The 18649-nt window shown below is 70.1% G+C and carries 8 protein-coding genes and 1 pseudogene; 4 read left to right on the top strand and 5 right to left on the bottom strand.

Features of this window, described 5'->3' with window-relative positions:
* The first annotated feature begins 64 nt into the window (after positions 1 to 64).
* The 3 genes from WME73_RS30485 to WME73_RS30475 all read left to right on the top strand — a co-directional run bounded on the left by WME73_RS30485 (position 65) and on the right by WME73_RS30475 (position 2704).
* Positions 65 to 514 (top strand): DoxX family protein, encoded by a 450-nt coding sequence (locus WME73_RS30485; protein WP_437911831.1) that lies wholly within the window; start codon positions 65 to 67, stop codon positions 512 to 514.
* Between the two features lie 27 nt (positions 515 to 541).
* Positions 542 to 973: a VOC family protein gene (locus WME73_RS30480; RefSeq protein WP_437911830.1), complete on the top strand. Its 432-nt coding sequence runs from the start codon at positions 542 to 544 to the stop codon at positions 971 to 973.
* Positions 974 to 1564: 591 nt separating this feature from the next.
* The gene (locus WME73_RS30475) at positions 1565 to 2704 is read left to right on the top strand and encodes a hypothetical protein (RefSeq protein WP_437739904.1); all 1140 of its coding nucleotides are present in this window, start codon (positions 1565 to 1567) and stop codon (positions 2702 to 2704) included.
* 179 nt (positions 2705 to 2883) lie between these two features.
* Here WME73_RS30475 and WME73_RS30470 read toward each other — a convergent pair whose 3' ends face one another.
* The 3 genes from WME73_RS30470 to WME73_RS30460 form a co-directional block, all read right to left on the bottom strand.
* Complete coding sequence (locus tag WME73_RS30470) at positions 2884 to 3273, bottom strand: nuclear transport factor 2 family protein (protein WP_437739903.1); 390 nt, start codon at positions 3271 to 3273, stop codon at positions 2884 to 2886.
* Positions 3274 to 3416: 143 nt separating this feature from the next.
* Positions 3417 to 4475, bottom strand: a complete 1059-nt coding sequence (locus WME73_RS30465; RefSeq protein ID WP_437911829.1) for a helix-turn-helix transcriptional regulator — start codon at positions 4473 to 4475, stop codon at positions 3417 to 3419.
* A 387-nt stretch (positions 4476 to 4862) separates the two neighbouring features.
* The gene (locus tag WME73_RS30460) at positions 4863 to 4994 is read right to left on the bottom strand and encodes a hypothetical protein (protein ID WP_437911828.1); all 132 of its coding nucleotides are present in this window, start codon (positions 4992 to 4994) and stop codon (positions 4863 to 4865) included.
* Between the two features lie 494 nt (positions 4995 to 5488).
* Between WME73_RS30460 and WME73_RS30455 the strand changes: the two are divergent.
* Positions 5489 to 5977, top strand: a pseudogene (locus WME73_RS30455) (transposase); the annotation flags it as partial.
* A gap of 264 nt (positions 5978 to 6241) precedes the next feature.
* On the opposite strand, the gene WME73_RS30450 reads toward WME73_RS30455, so the two are convergent.
* Both WME73_RS30450 and WME73_RS30445 read right to left on the bottom strand, forming a co-directional pair.
* Positions 6242 to 12304: an AAA family ATPase gene (locus WME73_RS30450; protein WP_437911827.1), complete on the bottom strand. Its 6063-nt coding sequence runs from the start codon at positions 12302 to 12304 to the stop codon at positions 6242 to 6244.
* 128 nt (positions 12305 to 12432) lie between these two features.
* The gene (locus WME73_RS30445; protein WP_437911826.1) at positions 12433 to 18474 is read right to left on the bottom strand and encodes an AAA family ATPase; all 6042 of its coding nucleotides are present in this window, start codon (positions 18472 to 18474) and stop codon (positions 12433 to 12435) included.
* Between the last annotated feature and the right edge of the window lie 175 nt (positions 18475 to 18649).

Genomic DNA, 18649 nt, shown 5'->3' with positions numbered 1-18649 from the left:
CCACCGATGAGTTCAGCGCAGCCCCGGAGTCTATCCCTCAAAACGAACGCAACGGAGGGAGCCCATGACGACCGCGAGTGCCGCAATTTGTCAGCAATTTCATCCTGTTACGAGCCACGTCCGCAGCGAGGCGCCGTCCCGCGCCGCGCTGTGGGGAGGCCGGGTCGCGAGCGGCCTCGCGGCGCTGTTCTTGGCCTTCGACGGCGGCTTCAAGCTGCTGGCCGCCGAGACCGCCGCCAAGCACAGCGCCGACCTCGGCTGGTCGGGCGAGGCCATCCGCACGCTCGGCATCCTCCAGGCCGTGTGCCTGGTGGCCTACCTGGTGCCCCGCACGCGCGTGCTCGGCGCCCTCCTGTGGACCGGCTACCTCGGCGGCGCCGTGGCCACGCACCTGCGCGTCGGGCACCCGCTGCTCAGCCACACGCTGTTCCCCATCTACATCGCCGCGCTCTTGTGGCTCGGCCTCTGGTTGCGCGACGCGCGCCTGCGCGCGCTGCTCCCGCTGTCCCGCTGAACCTCACGCCCACTCCAGGAGAAGCTCATGTCCATCAAGAACCTGAACCCGTACCTCATCTTCGACGGCAACGCCGAGCAGGTCATCCAGCTCTACGAGCGCGCGCTCGGGGCCAAGATCGAAGGCGGCATCATGCGCTTCGGCGACGTGCCCGGCACCCCGGCCGACTCGCCCGTGAAGAACCGCGTCATGCACGCGATGCTGCGCATCGGCGAGAGCGTGCTGATGATCAGCGACGCCATGCCCGGCACTCCGTTCCCGGCCGGCAGCAACGTGCACGTGTGCCTGCACTTCACCGACAAGAGCGAGATGGCCTCGCGCTTCGACGCGCTTTCCGCCGGCGGCAAGGTCGACATGCCTCTCCAGGACACCTTCTGGAACGCGCATTACGGCCAGCTCACCGACAAGTTCGGCGTGCAATGGATGTTCAACTGCGACAACAAGGGGGTGACGCCATGACCACGGCCCACACGCGCGGCCTCTTCGTCAACCTGGCGGTGAGCGACCTCAAGCGCTCGATGGCGTTCTTCACGAAGCTGGGCTTCTAGTTCAACCTCAAGTTCACCGACGGCAACGGCGCCTGCATGGTCATCAACCAGCACGCCTCGGTGATGCTGCTCAGCTAGCCCTTTTTCCAGACCTGCAGCGCGGCCATGGCGCCGATCATCGCGTCGGGGCAGGGCAGCGCGATGCTTGGCTCGCTGGCGCGCAGGCGGCGTGCGGCCAGGGCGAGCGCGTGATTGCGGGCGCACCGGCATAAGCTCCACCCTCGCGCCCGTCGCCGCTGACTCGCCCTCTCGACCCGGCGCGCCTCGCTGACGGTGCCAGCCGAATCCCCCGCGAGGCACCCGGCGTTGATGAATTGGCTCGACGCCGCCCTCGATACGCGGCACGTTCACGGACAGTCGTTTCGGTCCGTCCTCCGGGCCCCATGACCCTGAAAACGAGTGGCCCATGAGGGTGAGAGCCGGCGTGCAACAGGCCGCGGACTGCTCGGGCTGTATATCCGATCACGAGCGACGCGACGTCCCCGAAAGCGAAGGAGATCTCATGAAGAGAGCGGCCAATCGTCCTGCAGCAGGCCTCGGACCGAGCTTGCCGGGGGTGGTCTTGCTGAGCGCCCTCCTCGCAGGGTGCGGTGACGGCGAGATGAAGTCCAGCTCCTCATCCATGTCTTCAGGCACCGGAGTCAGCGGCGGCTGCATCGCCTGCAGCGGCGGCGGAGGCACGAGCGGCGGAAGCGGTGGTGGAGCAGGAGGCGGCGACGCGCCAAGCACCAAGCGCTACCCCGATCGCTTCACCGTCGGCGCACCCGGCGTGGGCACCTACGCCCAATCCGATCCCCAGCTCCCGGTGCCGCCTGGGTACACGGAAGTGTGGCCCAGCGACGACCAAAGCAAAGAGTGGGATCTGTACGATTGCAACGGCACTGTCAATCTGGACCACATGTATTTCCACGCGTTCATTTACATCGGCACCGGTTGCCACGGCACGGTCAACATCACCAATTCGATCATCGCGCCGCCGCCCGGCTCCACGAACCGCAGCATTCTGGTCAACGCCGACGAGTCCGCGCCGCTCACGTTGAACATCAGCGATACCACCATTCGCCCCGAGCCGGTCGGTCCCGGAGGTACGAACGCCGCCCTTACCGAGCATGCCGTGAACGCCTGTGCGACGTGTACCATCCGCTTGACCCGGGTGGACGCGGCCAATACCGGTGGCATGTGCCTTTGCGGCCAAAACACCATCATCGAGCAGAGCTGGTTGCACGACAACTACATCGCGCACTTGGCGGACCCCTCTCTTGCGCATACGGGCGGTGTCTTCCCGTACGGGGGCAGCGGGCCGCTCGAAATCAGCCACAACCGACTCGAGCCGGGCGTCGACGCCGCTACGGGCAACGAAGTGCCGAACTATTGGCAAGCCATCACTGCCGTGCTCTTCACCCAGAGCGTCGATGGCTCGACGCTGCAGAACTACGATGTCCACGACAACTTCGTCTCGCTCGGCGCCTACGACTTCTACCCCGAGAACGGCAAGGACATGATCCTGCGCAACAACGTCTTCGGCCCGAGCCACTGGGGTTACACGACGTCGTGCGCGACGTGTACGTACGCTGATTGGTCCAACAACGTGGTCGGCGACATTGACGGCAACCCCACGAACGAGGTCGTCCCCCAGCCATAAGGTCGCGCTCTCGGCGGCGCCGAGGGGACGCGGGTCTCTTCTTGACCGCCGATGTCGCGGTGCGCACCCGAGCGGTCCCCGGCGGCGAACGCGATCCCTGGATGGATAGTAGAGTAGGACGTGGTCGATCGATGCCGTGAGGGGTAGGCGCGCGCCGCCGTGGGTGCGAGGCGGCGCGCTCAGAACATGGCGCGGGGGTTCGGCGCGTCGGCCGGGATGTCCTGCAGCACGTCCCAGTGCTCGCAGAAGCGTCCGTCGGCGACGCGGAAGATGTCGACCACCGCGACGCCGCGCGGCCGCCGCGGGTTCACGAGCTTGTAGTGCACCACGGCGTACTCGGCGTCGGCGATCATACGCTGGATCTCGACCTGCGCGCCGTGAAGCGGCGTCTCGCCGTCGCGGAAATAGGCGATGAAGGCCTCGCAGCCGTTCGCCCCGGGCGCGGCGCGCGCGTCGGGGTTGTGGTCGACGAAGTCGGCGGTCAACAGCGCGCGGACGGCGTCCCAGTGCCTGCCGACCACGGCGTCGTACAGCTCGAGCAGCATCTGCTTGTTGCGTTCGGGGTTCATACGGAGGGGGCGTGCCTTTCTGCACCGGGGGGGCATGGTCGCTCGCCGGTGCGTGCTCACCCTCGCAGCGGGGCGCGCGGCGGGCTTGAATCTGCGCGCCAATCGTCGGCCGCAGCGCGCGCGCACCGCGCCGTGGGCGCGTGCTAGCGCGTGCGCGCGACCGCGCGGTACGCGCTCGGCGGCATGCCCGACGCGACGCGGAACTCGCGCGCCAGGTGGGCCGCGTCGCTGAACCCGTACGCGTGCGCGATCTCGGTGAGCGGCCGAAGCGAGCCGGCGATCGCGACGCTGGCGTCGCGCGTGCGCACGCGGCGCGCGAGCGCCGAGGCAGTGGTGCCGTGTGCCGCGAGCCGGCGTTGCAGCGTGCGGACCGACTGGCGCGTGGCGTGCGCGATTCCCTGCGGCGTCCACGGCGCGTGCGGCTCGCGCGCGATCGCCGCGAGCGTGGCGGCGACCGGGTCGTCCGCGGCGCTCTGTGGGTGCAACGTCAGGCGCGCGGGCGGCGCCGGCGCGGTCCGGCGCGACCACACAAGGCGGAGCGCGACCGGCGGCTCGGCAAGCGACGCGGGCCCGAGCCAGCGGGCGTCGCAGGCGAGCTCGCGCCACGGTCCGCGCGCGGCGCGCGCCGCGACGACGAGTTCGCCGTGGCCCATCCGGCGCAGCAACGCGGCGAGCACCCCGGTGATCATCACGGTCTGGCTCGCGGGGGCGAGCGCGCCGGCGTACGGCTGCGCCGCGAGCTGCAGGGCGCCGTCGCCGTCGAGCGCGAACCGCGTCTGGTGGCGCACGCCCCACGCGCGCTCGAGCGCGCTCCAGCGATGCGCGAGCTGTGCCACGCTCGCGGCGCTCTCGAGCAGGTAGAGCGTTGGCGAGAAGGTCAACGTGTCAAGCCCGTCGCCCAGCGCGAAGACGGCGCCGAGCCCACCGACGCGTGCGCGCTCCGCGACGAGCGCCCGCAGCGGCGCCGCGGGGCTGAGGGCCTGCAGGGCGGGGTCGGGCGCGCGCGCGACGTGCGCGTCGCGCGCGCGGACGCGCTGCGCGAGGTGGAGCAGCTGCAGGCTGACGTTCTGCGACACGGCGCGTGGGCGCGGCGACAGGCGTGTGGACGGCCGCGCGCGCTCGCGCGCTAGTGTGGCACCTGCGCGCGCGGGCCGCCACGGTCGCGCGCGCGCCCCTCGCCCGCGAGGGGGAAGGGCGCGCACGCGCTCACCTCTCCCTCCTGGGCGATCTCTCGCCGCCCGAGCGCGATATCGCCTTCGGCGCGCCCGCAAGCTGCTTTGTTCAGGCGGCCCCTTAGATGGAATGAGGCAGCCCACGGGGCGCCTGGACCCATGATGCCGACCGCACCGACCCGAGCCTCTGCGCGACGCGTTCGCGCGGCGGGGCCTGCGAAGACAGCCCGCAGCACCGTGGAGGTCGGCCCATCGGCAGCCGAGGGTGCTGGAGTGCTCGGAGGCGTCAAGGGTTCGCGAGCGGAGCTCGCCGGCTCCGCCGCCCTTGACTCCCCCTGCGGTGCGCCAGGAAAGCCCTGGTGAGGAGGAAGCCATGTAAACCTTGACCCGGCTGGTCCCCTTCCGTCGGCCCGCGCTTCAGCCGCGGTCGGGCGGGAGCAGGGTCCCGAAGCCGGGGACCTTCGATCTGCTGGGCTTCACCCATTGCTGGGCGAGGTCGCGGCAGGGGAACTGGGTGGTGAGGCAGAGAACGGCCTGCGACCGCTTCACGCGGGCGCTCGCGAGAGTCGCCCAGTGGTGTAGGGAGAACCGGCACCAGCCGGTCCGCTGGCAGTGGCAGATCCTCACGCAGAAGCTGCGAGGCCACTTCGGGTATTACGGGATCACCGGGAACTTCGAGGCCCTCGATCGCTTTCTGCACGAGGCCCGGCGCGTCTGGTGCAAGTGGCTGAACCGCCGCTCGCAACGGGCGCGCATGCCGTGGGAGCGCATGGCGAAGCTGCTGGAGCGGTATCCGCTCCCGCAACCGCGCATCATGGTGTACTTTCCAAGCCGCGTAGCGAAGCCGTGTCACGAAGAGCCGGATGCGGTAGTCCCGCACGTCCGGATCTGTGGGAGCCCCGGGAGGGTAACCTCCCGGGGCCACTCGAGCGCTCCAGCCGGACAAAGCTGCGGGCGATGGGCGGACGGAGGCCTCCGGCGGGGGCTCCAGGCTCCGGAGAGGAGCGCGCAAGAAAGAGCCGCTCGGAGCAGCGGTCGTCGCCGCCGCGTTCGTCTCGGTGGTGGACGAAGTCAAGCGCTTTCACCACGCCCACCAGCTCGCCTCCTATCTCGGCCTGGTCCCCCTGGAGGACACCTCCGGGGGGCGCGACAAGCAGCGGCTGGGCTCGATCACCAAGCAAGGCAACGCCTATCTGCGCGCGGGTGATCGGCCTGTGGGTCGAACCTGCCGTCCCTTAGAATGCGCCTCCACGGTCCCGCTTCGGACGCCAGTGTACATCCAGGCACCAGGGCGACCGCCGGCCTGTGAATGCGGATCGTCGATCGAGCCACAGCTCGCTCCTGCGGGCGCGACAAGGCGCTCAAGCACAAGCGGAACGACCACGACCGGGGCGAAGGAAGACATCCATGCCAAAACGACCTGCACTGACGACGCAGAGCGCCGCCGCTGCCGAGCCGAAGCCGGCCAGCCGCGCAAAGAGAGCGCTCAAGCCCTTGACCTCAGGGCTGCCTCATCGTCGATGCATAGATAAATTATTGATATGGCCTCGTTTTTCCAGGAGGCCGGATCGCGTAAGGTTCTCTATGTCAACCGGCGCGTGCAGCGTGGCCGTACGGTGGACCGGTGATGCCGCGGGCCCTTCACCGCGGCCGATGCGGCGGCAGAGGGCGCCCCGTTGGGCCGCACCGGAGCCGCCCTCGGCGGCGAAACAGGCGGAAGCTACGAAAATCGCTACTGTTTCCGGCGACCGCGCGCCATCGACCGGATTGTCTGGCGGGATTTCTGGCACGCGGAGCTAGGCCTGTGGGAGCACGTCCCCTCGGCCGTCCGCCGCCATCTCCGACTCCGCCTCCGCCGCATGCAAAGGCAGCTCGATGATGAACGTGGCGCCCGCGCCCGGCTTGCTCTCGACGCGGATGGTGCCGCCGTGGGAGGTGACGATCCACCGCACGATGTAGAGGCCGAGTCCTAGGCCGCCGAAGTTGCGGACGGAGACGGCGCGCTCGAAGCGCTCGAAGATCCTGGCCTGGTCGGCATCGGCGATCCCCATGCCGTGATCGCGGACGACGAGCCGCGCGCGATCGCCATCGCCCCGCACGACGACGTGAATGGGGGCCCCCGCGCCGTACTTGAGCGCGTTGGACAGCAGGTTGATGAGGATCTGCTCCACGCGAGAAGCATCCCAGTTGCCCACCACGGGCCCCTCGAGATCGAGCTCGGTGCGGCAGCGGGCGTCGTCGAGCTGCTGGTGCATCCGCTCGACGACCTCGCGCGTCAGGGCGGCCAGATCGACGGGCGCGCGCGCGAGGGTCAGCCGGCCGGCGTTCAGGCGGGTGACGTCGAGCAGCTCGTTGATCAGGTGCGCAAGGCGCGCGATCTGTCGGTTGAGGACCTGGATCGCGGCGTCGATGCGCTCCGGAGCGACCTCGGCCCGCTGCAGGCGAGGCAGGAGCCGGGCGAGGAGGTGCGCCTGCATCTTGAGCGAGGTGAGCGGTGTCTTGAGCTCGTGCGATGCGACGAGGAGGAACTCGTCGCGGCGCTCGATCGCCTCCTGGGCCTCGGCGAACAGGCGGCTGTTGTCGAGGGCGAGCGCGGCGCGGCTCGCCAGCTCCTGGGCCAGCCAGAGGTCCGCGGGGCGGTAATGGCGCCGGGGCGCGGCCGCCAGCAGGGTCATGACGCCGAAGCGCCGGTCGCGCGCGAGGAGCGGGACGCGGAGGAAGGAGTGAACGCCGAGCGGCTCGAGGAGGGGCGCGGCGCGGACGTCACCCACCTCGGGGCGGTCCGGCGAGGTCGCTGCGAGGGGCCGCAGCGCGTCCATCACCGCGTCTGCCAGCTCGGCCGGCACGCCCGCGGTGACCGCGTGTCCCGGGGAGTCCGGGGAGCAGCGAGCGAGGTCCACGTCGATGACGCACCAGTCGGCCAGCTCGGGCACGGCGAGCTGCGCCACGCTCTCGAGGGTGGTGCCATAGCCGAGGGCCATGAGCTTGCGGCTCGCCTCGGCCAGGAAGCGCTCGGCGAGCTCGGCGCGCTTGCGCTCGGTGATGTCGGTGGTGATGCCGCAGAGCACGCCGGGCATGACGTTCTCGCCGAGCGGGAACTTGACGGATAGGCCGGTGCGCAGCTCGCCCTCTATCAGCACCTCCTCCTCGAACTCCATCGGCTCGCCCGAGTCGAGCACCTTCCGGTCGTGGTCGTCGATGGACTCGGCGACCGCGGCAGGCAGGAGCTCGGCGGTCGTCTTTCCGACGATCTGCTCGGCCGGTCTGCCGAGGGCGCGGCTCACCTCCCGGTTGACGAGCAGGTGCCGGCCGTCGCGATCCTTGAGGTAGATGGCTGCAGCGGAGTTGTCGACGATGGCCTGGAGCGTCTTCTGGTTGGCCTGGAGCTCGCGCTCCGCCCGGCGCCGCTCGGCGTTCTCCTGCTCGATATCGGTATAGAGCATGGCGTTCTCGAGCGAGATGGCCGACTGCGAGGCGAGCAGCTCGAGCACGGTGAGCCGCCCTGGGGTGAACGCGCCGGCCACCAGCTTGTTCTCCAGGTAGAGCAGGCCGAGCAGCCGCGCCTGGCGCACGATCGGGAGGCACAGCACCGATCTCGGCCGCTTCCGCGTGAAGTACTCGTCCTCCGAGAACGGGTGCCGCCCGGCGGCGTCGTCGAGCAGCACGCGCTCGTGGCTGCGGCGAACATAGTTGAGAATGGATTGCGGCAGCGCGTCCGCCACCGCCTCGCCCGCGTCGAGCAGCCGCGCGGCGCCCCCGGACGCGGCCATCGCCGCCGCCGTCGACAGGCGATCTTCCCGGAGCAGGAGCACGTACCCCTCTCCGGCGCCCGCGTGCTCGACCACGATGCGCAGGAGCATCTCGAGCAGGCGCGGGAGCTTGAGCTCTCCGGAGATGCTCTGAGAGGCCTTGACGACGGACAGGACGTCGAACTGCTCGGCGCGTACGGCGAAGGTGACGGTGGGGGCGATCGGCTTTCGCTCGACGAGGGAGGGATGGCGCTGGTCGAGCTGATCGACCTTGGCGTGGGCGCCCCAGCGGAAGTAGGCGGCGCGGGCCTTCTGGAGGTAAGCGTCGGCGGGCGTGGACAGGCCGCGGTCGCGGTAGAGCCGGGCGGCGAGCTCGCAGGCGATGGCCTCGTGCTGGACGAAGCCGCCCTCCCGCGCCGAGGAGATGGCCTGTTCGTAGAGCCCGATGGCCTCCAGATCCTGCCCGCGGAGCCGGGCGATCTCGGCGCGGACCAAAGCGTGTTTGTGGAGGAAGTTGTCGGGGCCGCTCGCGGCCCACTCGCCGAGCTGCCGCTCGCAGTCGAGCAGCCCGTCCGGGAGCTCTGGCCGGGGCGACGGCGCCGCCGCGCGGTCCTCGTCGTCGTCGACGAGCGCGGCCAGCGCGAGCGCGCGATAATAGAAGCACTCGACGTACAGCGCGTTCGTGTCCATCTTCCAGTCGTAATCGACGACCACATGGGCCGTCGCCGCGACCGTCTCCCGGGGCGCGCCGAGGACGAACGTCGCCTGCGCCTTCATGCTGAAGTGGAAGCATCCAGGGACGACCCCGCCCTCCCGGACGAGCCGCGCCTCGAAGGCCGCCTGATCCAGCGCGGCGCCGTCGAGCATCGCGTAATCGACCGGCCGCCCGCGCAGCGTCTGGATGAGGTGCCGAGCGTCGAGGAGGACGTCATAGACGAACGCGTAGCCGGCCTTGCGCACGAAGCCGAGGCGGTCTTCGGTGAGGTGGAGGGCGTCCTCCAGCGGCTCGCCGGAGAGCATCGGGAACATCGCCGCCCAGATGCAGTTGTAACATGCGTTGTTCCAGTCGCCGCCCTCCACCGCGGCGTTGAAGCCGCGGCGCGTATAGAAGCCGGTCTCCCGGTAGTGGCGCGTCCAGAAGACGATCTGCTGCCCGAACAGGGTGAACACAGCGCCCTTCGTGGCGAGGGCGTGGCCCCTGTCCGCGAGGTCGTAACCGAGCTTGCCGAACAGGTACGCGTCACGATACCGCCCGAACAGCGGACCGAACATCCGCGCGAAGGCGGTGTACGCCTGGGCGGAGCTCTCGGCGTTGCCGTGGCGCAAGCTGAGCTTGACCATGCGCACGAGGAGCAGATAGTGCAGCTTCAGATCCACGAAATAGGCAGGGATCATCACGCCGAGCAGGATGCGCATCGCGACCTTGATCTCGGGGTGATCCATGGGCGGCAGGTCGACCAGCGCCTCGATCTCCCGGTCGCCCAGCGCTTGCCAGACGCCCTCGGTCTCTTCCTTGATCTGCGCGTCGGTGACGGGGAGCGACAGCTCGATGTCCCAGGCGCGGAGGCACGAGAGCCCGAGCTCCACGGCGCGGTCGCACTGACCTCGGGTGACGCTCTGCGCGACGGCGAGCTCGACGACGGAGGCGCGCTCGATGTTGGTCCTCGCGCGCGCCATGAGCTCGTCGAGCAGCCGCTCGGCCTCCTCGAAGCTGCCGATGGCGTAGGCGGCGTGCGCGCGCTCGAGGCTCAGGTCGTAGGCCAGATCGTACCGAGTCTCCCAGCGCTCGCGGGAGTCGTGCGCGAGGAGGGCCAGGCCGGCGGCGAAGAGGGCGGCGGCAGACTGGAAGGCGGCGGCGGACTTGGCCTTCCTGCCGGCGCGGAGGTTGAGGGCGGCGAGCTCGTCGCGCTCGGCCTGGGAACGGAGGAGCGCGGCGCCGTGGTTGAGGTGGCCGACGATATCGAAGAGCGCGTCCTCGCGCTGGTCGGCGCGCCGTGCCCCCAAGAGCAGCTGACCGATGCGGAGGTGCACCTCGGCCAGCTGTCCGGCCGGGATGAGCGAGGTTGCGGCTTGCTGCACCCGGTCATGGAGGAAGCGATAGGCGCTGTCCCGGCGGAGCAGCAGCCCCTCCCGCACGGCCTCCTCGAGCGCCTCGCGGAGCTCCTCCGCCGGCCTTCGCGCGACGATCGCGAGGGTGTCGAGGTCCACGCTGCTGCCGAGGCACGCGGCGAGCTTGAGCGCGTCGCGCGTGGCGACGGAGAGCCGCTCCAGCTTGCCCACCATCAGCTCGACGACGTTGTCGGTGAAGCCCTTGTCGCGGATGGCGACGATGTCCCACCGCCATGCGCCCTCGTCGGCGTCGAACGTGATGAGCCCCTCTTCGTGCAGGGTGAGGAGGAACTGGAGCACGAAGAAGGGGTTGCCGCCGGTCTTCTCGTAGACGAGCTGCGAGAGCGGCTCGACCCGCGCTTCGGGCGCATGGACCGCCTCGGCGACGAGCGCCCCGACATGGGCGGCGGAGAGCGGCTCGAGGACGATGTCGCCGATGGTGACGCCGCGCTTCTGCACCTCGGCCAAGGTGAGCCGGAGCGGGTGCGCGGGGCCGACCTCGTTGTCGCGATAAGCGCCTATCAACAGGAGGTGTGCGTCGCCGGCGAGGGTGGCGAGCTGCTCGAGCAAGAGGAGGCTGCCGGCGTCGGCCCATTGCAGGTCGTCGAGAAACAGGGCGACGGGGTGCTCCTTCTGGGCGCAGGCGGCGACGAAGCGCTGGAGCGTGGCGAGCAATCGGCTCTGGGCCTCGGCGGGCGGGAGCTCTGGCACGGGGGGCTGCGGGCCGAGGAGCAAGGCGAGCTCGGGGAGCATGTCGGTGAGCAGCCTGCCGTTCTGGCCGAGGGCCTCGCGGAGGCGCTGCCTCCAGCGCTCGACCTGCTCCTCGGTCGCGCTCAGGATCTCCTGCACGAGCCCCCGGAAGGCGTGAAGGAGGGGGCGGTACGGCACGTCGCGCTTGAGCTGATCGAACTTGCCGGAGAGGAAGAAGCCGCGCTCGCGCACGATGGGCCCGTGCAGCTCGGCGACGAGCGAGGACTTGCCGATGCCCGAATAGCCCGAGACGAGAAGGATCTCTGGCCGGCCGCTCGCGACCACGCGCTCGAACGCGGCGCGCAGCGCCTCGATCTCGCGCTCGCGGCCATAGAGCCGCTGCGGGACCTGGAACCGGTCGGAGACGTCGCGCTGTCCGAGCGGGAATGGCTCGATGGCGCCGCTCTTGCGCAGCTGGGAAAAGCACGTGTCGAGGTCGTGGCGCAGGCCGAGCGCGCTCTGGTAACGCTCCTCGGCGGCCTTGGAGAGCAGCTTGAGGACGACGGCGGAGAGCTGGGGTGGAATCGAGGGGGCGAGCGTGTGGGGCGGCCGCGGCGCCTGGGCGATGTGGCAATAGACCCACGCGACGGGGTCGCTGGCGTGGAAGGGCAGGGTGCCAGTCAGAAGCTCATAGAAGGTGACGCCGAGGGAGTACAGGTCGGTCCGCTCGTCGACCCAGCGGTTCATGCGGCCGGTCTGCTCCGGCGCCATGTAGGCGAGCGTGCCCTCGATGAGCCCGTCGTGCGCGAGCTCCTGGGCCTCGCGCGCGGAGAGGGAGGCGATGCCGAGATCGGTGATCTTCACCTCGCCGGTGTCGGGGTTGTAGAGCAGGTTCTGAGGCTTGATGTCCTTGTGAATGACGTGCCGCCGGTGCACCTCGGCGAGCGCGGCAGCGAGGCGGAGGGCGAGGGGGAAGAAGCGCTCGATCGACATCGGGCGCATCGGGCGCATGGGCCCGCCGCCATCGAGCAGTCGGTCGAGCGAGCGGCCGCCGAAGTCCTCGAGGACCAGGGTCATCTGGTCGCGGAACGGCTCGATGCCGTAGGCCTGGACGACGACGGGCGACTTCAGTGCCCTGGCGACCTCGAGCTCGTGCTGGAGCCTGCGGAGGGCGCGGGGGCTCGCGTGATCGCGCCGCAGGACCTTGAGCACCACCGGCCGGCCGTCCTCCTCGCGCCGCGCGCGGTAGAGGATCGTGTCCGCACCCTGGTGCAGCACCTCCAGCACGCGGTAACGTGGACTATCGAGCATAGGAGGATCTTTGAAAGCCGGGGCGCCGGCGGCGTGTCGCCAGTCAACCCGGTACACTGCCAAAAGCGCCGCGCCTCGTCACGAGCAAACGGCGCGGAGCAGCGCCGGCTTCGGCTCCCGGTGAACGCTCACGCAGGCGGGAGAAAGGTGCCCTGGCCTTCCGTCTCCGCCTCCGCCGCATGCAAAGGCAGCTCGATGATGAAGGCAGCGCCCGCGCCTGGCGCGCTCTCGACGCGGATGGTGCCGCCGTGGGAGGCGACGATCCATCGAACGATGTAGAGGCCGAGGCCGAGGCCGCCGAAGTTGCGGACGGAGACGGCGCGCTCGAAGCGCTCGAAGATCCTGGCCTGGTCTGTCTCCGCGATGCCGATGCCGTGATCGCGGACGACCAGCCGCGCGCGGTCTTCCAGGCCGCGCACGACGACGTGAATGGGGGCCCCCGCGCCGTACTTCATCGCGTTGGACAGGAGGTTGATGACGACTTGCTCCACGCGAGAAGCATCCCAGTGCCCGACCACGGGCTCTTCCAGATCGAGCTGGATGCGGCAGCGGGCGTCCGCGAACTGCTGCCTCATTCGCTCGACAGCCTCACGCGTCAGGGCCGCCAGATCGACGGGCGCGCGCGCGAGGGTGAGCCGGCCGGCGTTGAGGCGGGTGACGTCGAGCAGCTCGTTGACCAGGTGGGCGAGGCGCGCGATCTGGCGGTTGAGGAGCTGGATCGCGGCGTCGATGCGCTCCTGAGCGACCTCGGCGCGCTGGAAGCGGGGCAGGAGCCGGGCGAGGAGGTGGGCCTGCATCTTGAGCGAGGTGAGCGGTGTCTTGAGCTCGTGCGATGCGACGAGGAGGAACTCGTTGCGCCGCTCGATCGCCTCCTGGGCCTCGGCGAACAGGCGGCTGTTGTCGAGGGCGAGCGCCGCCCGGAGCCCGAGCTCCTCGGCGATCCACAGGTCGGTGGGGCCGAACCGGCGCCGTGGCGCGGCCGCCAGCAGGGTCATGACGCCGAAGCGCCGGTCTCGCGCGAGGAGCGGGACGCGGAGAAAGGAGTGAACGCCGAGCGGCTCGAGGAGGGGCGCGGCGCGGACGTCGCCCACCTCGGGGCGGTGCGGCGGGGTCGCTGTCAGGGCCCGCAGCGCGTCCACCACGGCGCCCGCGAGCTCGGCCGGCATGCCCGCGGTGACCGTTCGCCCCGGGGCGTCCTGGGTGAGGTCCACGTCGATGACGCACCGGTCGGCGAGCTCGGGCACGGCGAGCTGCGCGACGCTCTCGAGGGTGGCGCCGTAGCCGAGGGCCATGAGCTTGCGGCTCGCGTCGGCGAGGAAGCGCTCGGCGAGCTCGGCGCGCTTGCGCTCGGTGATGTCGGTGGAGATGCCGCAGAGCACGCCGGGCATGACCTCCTCGCCGAGAGGGAACTTGAGCGAGAGGAAGGTGTGCAGCCCGTCCTCCATCGCCACCTCTTCCTCGAACTCGAGCGGCTCGCCTGCCTCGAGCACTCGCCGATCGTGATCGTCGATGATCTCGGCGAGCGCAGCAGGCAAGAGCTCGGCGTCGGTCTTTCCGAGGAGCCGATGGCTCGGCAGGCCGGCGATGCTGCTCGCCTGGCGGTTGACGAGCAGATACCGACCCTCGCGATCCTTCAGGAAGATGGCCGCGGCGGAGTTGTCGACGATGGCCTGCAGCGTGGCCTGGCTCTCGCGGAGCTCGCGCTCCGCCCGGCGTCGCTCGGCGTTCTCCTGCTCGATATCGGTATAGAGCATGGCGTTCTCGAGCGAGATGGCCGATTGCGACGCAAGCAGCTCGAGCACGGTGAGCCGCCCGGGGGTGAACGCGCCGGTGACGAGGTTGTTCTCCAGGTAGAGCAGGCCGAGCAGCCGCGTTTGGCGCACGATGGGGAGGCACAGCACCGATCTCGGCCGCTTCCGCGTGAAATACTCGTCCTCCGAGAACGGGTGTCTGGCGGCGGCGTCGTCGAGCAGCACGCGCTCGTGGCTCCGGCGGACGTAGTTGAGGATGGATTGCGGCAGGGCGGCCGAAGGCGCCTCGCCCGCGTCGCGCATCCGCACCGCACCCCTCGGCGCTTCGATCGCCGCGCTCCAGAGGCGTTCATCCCGGATCAGGAGGACGCACCCCTGCTCGGCGCCCGCGTGCTCGACCATGGTACGCAGGAGCATATCGAGCAGGCGCGGGAGCTTGAGCTCACCGGAGATGCTCTGAGAGGCCTTGACGACGGACAGGACGTCGAACTGCTCGGCGCGTACGGCGAAGGTGACGGTGGGGGCGATCGGCTTTCGCGGGGCGAGGAAGGGATAACGCTGGTCGAGCTGATCGACCTTGGCGTGGGCGCCCCAGCGGAAATAGGCGGCGCGGGCCCTCTGGAGGTAAGCGTCTGCGGGCGTGGACAGGCCGCGGTCGCGGTAGAGCCGGGCGGCGAGCTCGCAGGCGATGGCCTCGTGCTGGACGAAGCCCCCCTCGTGCGCCGAGGAGATGGCCTGCTCGTAGAGCCCGATGGCCTCCAGATCCTGCCCGCGGAGCCGGGCGATCTCGGCGCGGACCAAAGCGTGTTTGTGGAGGAAATTGTCGGGGCCGCTCCTGGCCCACGCGTCGAGCTGCCGCTCGCACTCGAGCAGCTGCTCGGGGAGCTCCCGCGCCGGGGAATCCCGCTCCGCGTGCGGCGCGTGCGGCGCGTGCGGTGCGTCGACGAGGGCCGCGAGCGAGAGCGCGAGAACATAGAAGCTCTCGGCCATGAGCGCGTGCGGCTGGTTCCAGAAGGGTTGCTCGGTGACGACGCGGGTCGCCGCCTCGAGCGCCTCCCTGGGCGCGCCGAGCACGAAGAGCGCTTGCGCCTTCAAGCTGTAGTAGAATTCGCGCGTGGTCTCCAGCGCTCCCTCCTGCAGCCGCGCCTCGAAGGCCGGAGGATCCAGCTCGGAGCCGTCGAGCATGGCGAAGCGGACCGGCCTCCCGCGCAGCGCCTGGATCATGGCGTGGGCGCTGAGGAGGGCGCCGTGCGCGAACGCGAAACCCGCGCTGCGCACGAAGCCGATCCGCTCGTCGATCTCGCGGAGCACGTCCTCGAGCGCCTCGCCAGAGAGCAGGTGGAACAGCGCGTCCCATACGCAGTTGAAGCACGCCATGCTCAGCGCGCCGGACTCGACCGCGGCGCTGAAGCCGGCGCGCCCGTAGGGATACGTCTCTCGGTAGTGGCGTGTCCAGAAGACGACATGGTGTCCGAAGGTGGCGAACACCATCGATTTCGTGGTGAGGAGGCCGCTCCTCTGCGCCAGGTCGTGGCCGAGCTTGCCAAACCGATAGGCCTCCTTGTATCGCCCGAACCTCGGGCCGAACATCCTCGCGAACGACGTGTACGCGACAGCGGAGCTCTCGGCGTTGCCGTGGCGCAGGCTGAGCTGGACCATGCGCAGGAAGATGAGAAAGTACAGGTTCGGGGTCATGAAGGACGCCGCGATGCCCGCGCCCTCCAGCACACCCATCGTCAGCTTGACCTCCCGGTCGGTCATGGGGGGCAGATGGATCAGGTCCTCGATCGCCCGGTCGCCCAGGGCCTGCCAGACGCTCTTCGTCTCCTCTTCGAGCTGTGCGTCGGTGGGGAGGCGCGGAAGATCGATGTCGCAGGCGCGGAGCCACGAGAGGCCGATCTCCACCGCGCGGGCGGATTGCCCGCGGGTCACACGGAGCGTGACGATGAGCTCGACGGCGGCGGCCGTCTCGGTCCTGGTCCTCGCGCGCTCCATGAGCTCTTGCAGGAGCCGCTCGGCCTCGTTGAAGCCGCCGGTGATGTACGCGGCGTGCGCGCGCTCGAGCGTCAGGTCGTAGGTCAGCTCGTGCTGCGCGTCCCAAGGAGCCTGCGCGAGCAGGGAGAGGCCCGCGGCGAAGAGCGCGGCGGCGGACTCGTAGGCCGCGGCGGCCTTGGCCTTCCTTCCGGCGCGGAGGTTCAGCGCGGCGAGCTCGTCGCGCTCGGCCTGAGAACGGAGGAGCGCGGCGCCGCGGTTGAGGTGGCTCACGATATCGAAGAGCGCATCCTCGCGCTCTTCGGCGCGCTGCTCCTTCAAGAGCAGCTGGCCGATCCGGAGGTGCACCTCGGCGAGCTGCTCGGCCGGGATGAGCGAATACGCGGCTTGCTGCACGCGGTCATGGAGGAAGCGATAACCAGAGCCCCGGCGGAGCAGCAGCCCCTCCCGCACGGCCTCCTCGAGCGCGTCGCGGAGCTCCTCCGCCGGACGGCCCGCGACCACCGCGAGGGGTTCGAGGTCGAGGCTGCTGCCGAGGCACGCGGCGAGCTTGAGCGCGTCGTGCGCAGGGGCCGAGAGCCGCTTGAGCTTGCCGGCCATCAGCTCGACGACGTTGTCGGTGAAGCCCTTGTCGCGGATGGCGGCGATGTCCCAGCGCCATACGCGCTGCCCGGCGTCGAAGGTGATGAGCCGCTCTTCGTGGAGGGCGATGAGGAACTGGAGCACGAAGAACGGGTTGCCGCCGGTCTTCTCGTAGACGAGCCGCGAGAGCGGCTCGACCTCGTCGGTTCGGGCGTGGACCGCCTCGGCGACGAGCGCCCCGACGTGGGCGGCGGAGAGCGGCGCGAGGACGAGCTCGGAGACGGCGGCGCCGCGCTTCTGCACCTCGGCCAGGGTGAGCCGGAGCGGGTGCGCGGGGCCGACCTCGTTGTCGCGGTAGGCGCCGATCAGCAGGAGGTGCTCGGAGCCGGAATAGGTGGCGAGCTGCTCGAGCAAGAGGAGGCTGGCCGCGTCGGCCCACTGGAAATCATCGAGGAAGAGGGCGACGGGGTGCTCCTTCCGGGCGCACGCGGCGACGAAGCGCTGGAGCGCGGCGAGCAGCCGGCTCTGGGCCTCCGCGGGCGGGAGCTCGGGCACGGGGGGCTGCGGGCCGAGGAGGAGCGTGAGCTCGGGGAGCACGTCGGCGAGCAGACCGCCGTCCTGGCCGAGAGCCTCACGGAGGCGCTGCCTCCAGCGCTCGACCTGCTCCTCGCTCGCGCACAGGAGCTCCCGCAACAGCGCCCGGAACGCCTGGAGAAAGGCGTGGTAAGGGACGTCGCGCTTCAGCTGCTCGAACTTGCCGGAGAGGAAGAAGCCGCGCTCGCGCACGACGGGCCCGTGCAGCTCGGCGACGAGCGAGGACTTGCCGATGCCCGAATAGCCCGAGACGAGCACCAGCTCTGGCCGGCCGTTCGCGACCACGCGCTCGAACGCGGCGAGAAGCGCCTCCACCTCGCGCTCGCGGCCGTAGAGCCGCTGCGGGACCTGGAACCGGTCGGAGAGATCGCGCTGTCCGAGCGGGAATGGCTCGATGGCGCCGGTCGCCCGCAGCTGGGAAAAGCATCGGTCGAGGTCGTGGCGCAGGCCGTGTGCGCTCTGGTAACGCTCCTCGGCGGCCTTGGAGAGCAGCTTGAGGACGACGGCGGAGAGCTGGGGTGGAATCGAGGGGACGAGCGTGTGCGGCGGCTGCGGCGCCTGGGCGATGTGGCAATAGACCCACTCGACGGGATCGCTGGCCTGGAAGGGAAGGGTGCCAGTCAGAAGCTCGTAGAAGGTGACGCCGAGGGAGTACAGGTCGGTCCGCTCGTCGACCCAGCGGTTCATGCGGCCGGTCTGCTCCGGCGCCATGTAGGCGAGCGTGCCCTCGATGAGCCCGTCGTGCGCGAGCTCCTGGGCCTCGCGCGCGGAGAGGGAGGCGATGCCGAGATCGGTGATCTTCACCTCGCCGGTGTCGGGGTTGTAGAGCAGGTTCTGGGGCTTGATGTCCTTGTGGATGACGTGGTGTCGGTGGAGCTCTGCGAGCGCGCCGGCGAGGCGGAGGGCGAGGGGGAAGAAGCGCTCGATCGACATCGGGCGCATCGGGCGCATGGGCCCGTCGCCATCGAGCAGCTGGTCGAGCGAGCGGCCGCCGAAGTCCTCGAGGACCAGGGTCATCTGGTCGCGGAACGGCTCGATGCCGTGGGCCTTGATGACGACGGGTGAATCGAGCGTTCTGGCGACCTCGAGCTCGTGCTGGAGCCTGCCGAGGGCGCGGGGGCTGGCGTGATCGCGCCGCAGGACCTTGAGCACCACCGGCCGTCCGTCCTCCTCGCGCCGCGCGCGGTAGAGGATCGTGTCCGCACCCTGGTGCAGCACCTCCAGCACGCGGTAGCGTGGACTATCGGGCATAGGAAGAGCTTTGAAAACCGAGGCGCCAGCGGCGCGTTGCGGCTCAACTCGCTACACTGCCAAAAGCGGTGCGCCTCGTCACGAGCAAACGGCGCCGCGTTCTCGCGCCGGGTCGCCTGCAGCGATGCCGTCGTCCGTGCACGGCGATAGCGGGGACGGAAAGGGAGCTTCCGAG

The sequence above is a fragment of the Sorangium sp. So ce302 genome (assembly GCF_051530145.1).
GTDB classification, from domain to species: Bacteria; Myxococcota_A; Polyangia; order Polyangiales; family Polyangiaceae; genus Sorangium; species Sorangium cellulosum_B.
The sequence above is the reverse complement of the archived record's forward strand: the minus strand, read 5'-3'. Positions and strand labels throughout refer to the sequence as shown.

Bases quoted from the DNA above. Each gene is read 5' to 3' on its own strand.
- WME73_RS30470 (WP_437739903.1), bottom strand. From the start codon at position 3,273: ATGAACCCCGAACGCAACAAGCAGATGCTGCTCGAGCTGTACGACGCC.
- WME73_RS30475 (WP_437739904.1), top strand. From the start codon at position 1,565: ATGAAGAGAGCGGCCAATCGTCCTGCAGCAGGCCTCGGACCGAGCTTG.
- WME73_RS30450 (WP_437911827.1), bottom strand. From the start codon at position 12,304: ATGCTCGATAGTCCACGTTACCGCGTGCTGGAGGTGCTGCACCAGGGT.
- WME73_RS30445 (WP_437911826.1), bottom strand. From the start codon at position 18,474: ATGCCCGATAGTCCACGCTACCGCGTGCTGGAGGTGCTGCACCAGGGT.
- WME73_RS30480 (WP_437911830.1), top strand. From the start codon at position 542: ATGTCCATCAAGAACCTGAACCCGTACCTCATCTTCGACGGCAACGCC.
- WME73_RS30485 (WP_437911831.1), top strand. From the start codon at position 65: ATGACGACCGCGAGTGCCGCAATTTGTCAGCAATTTCATCCTGTTACG.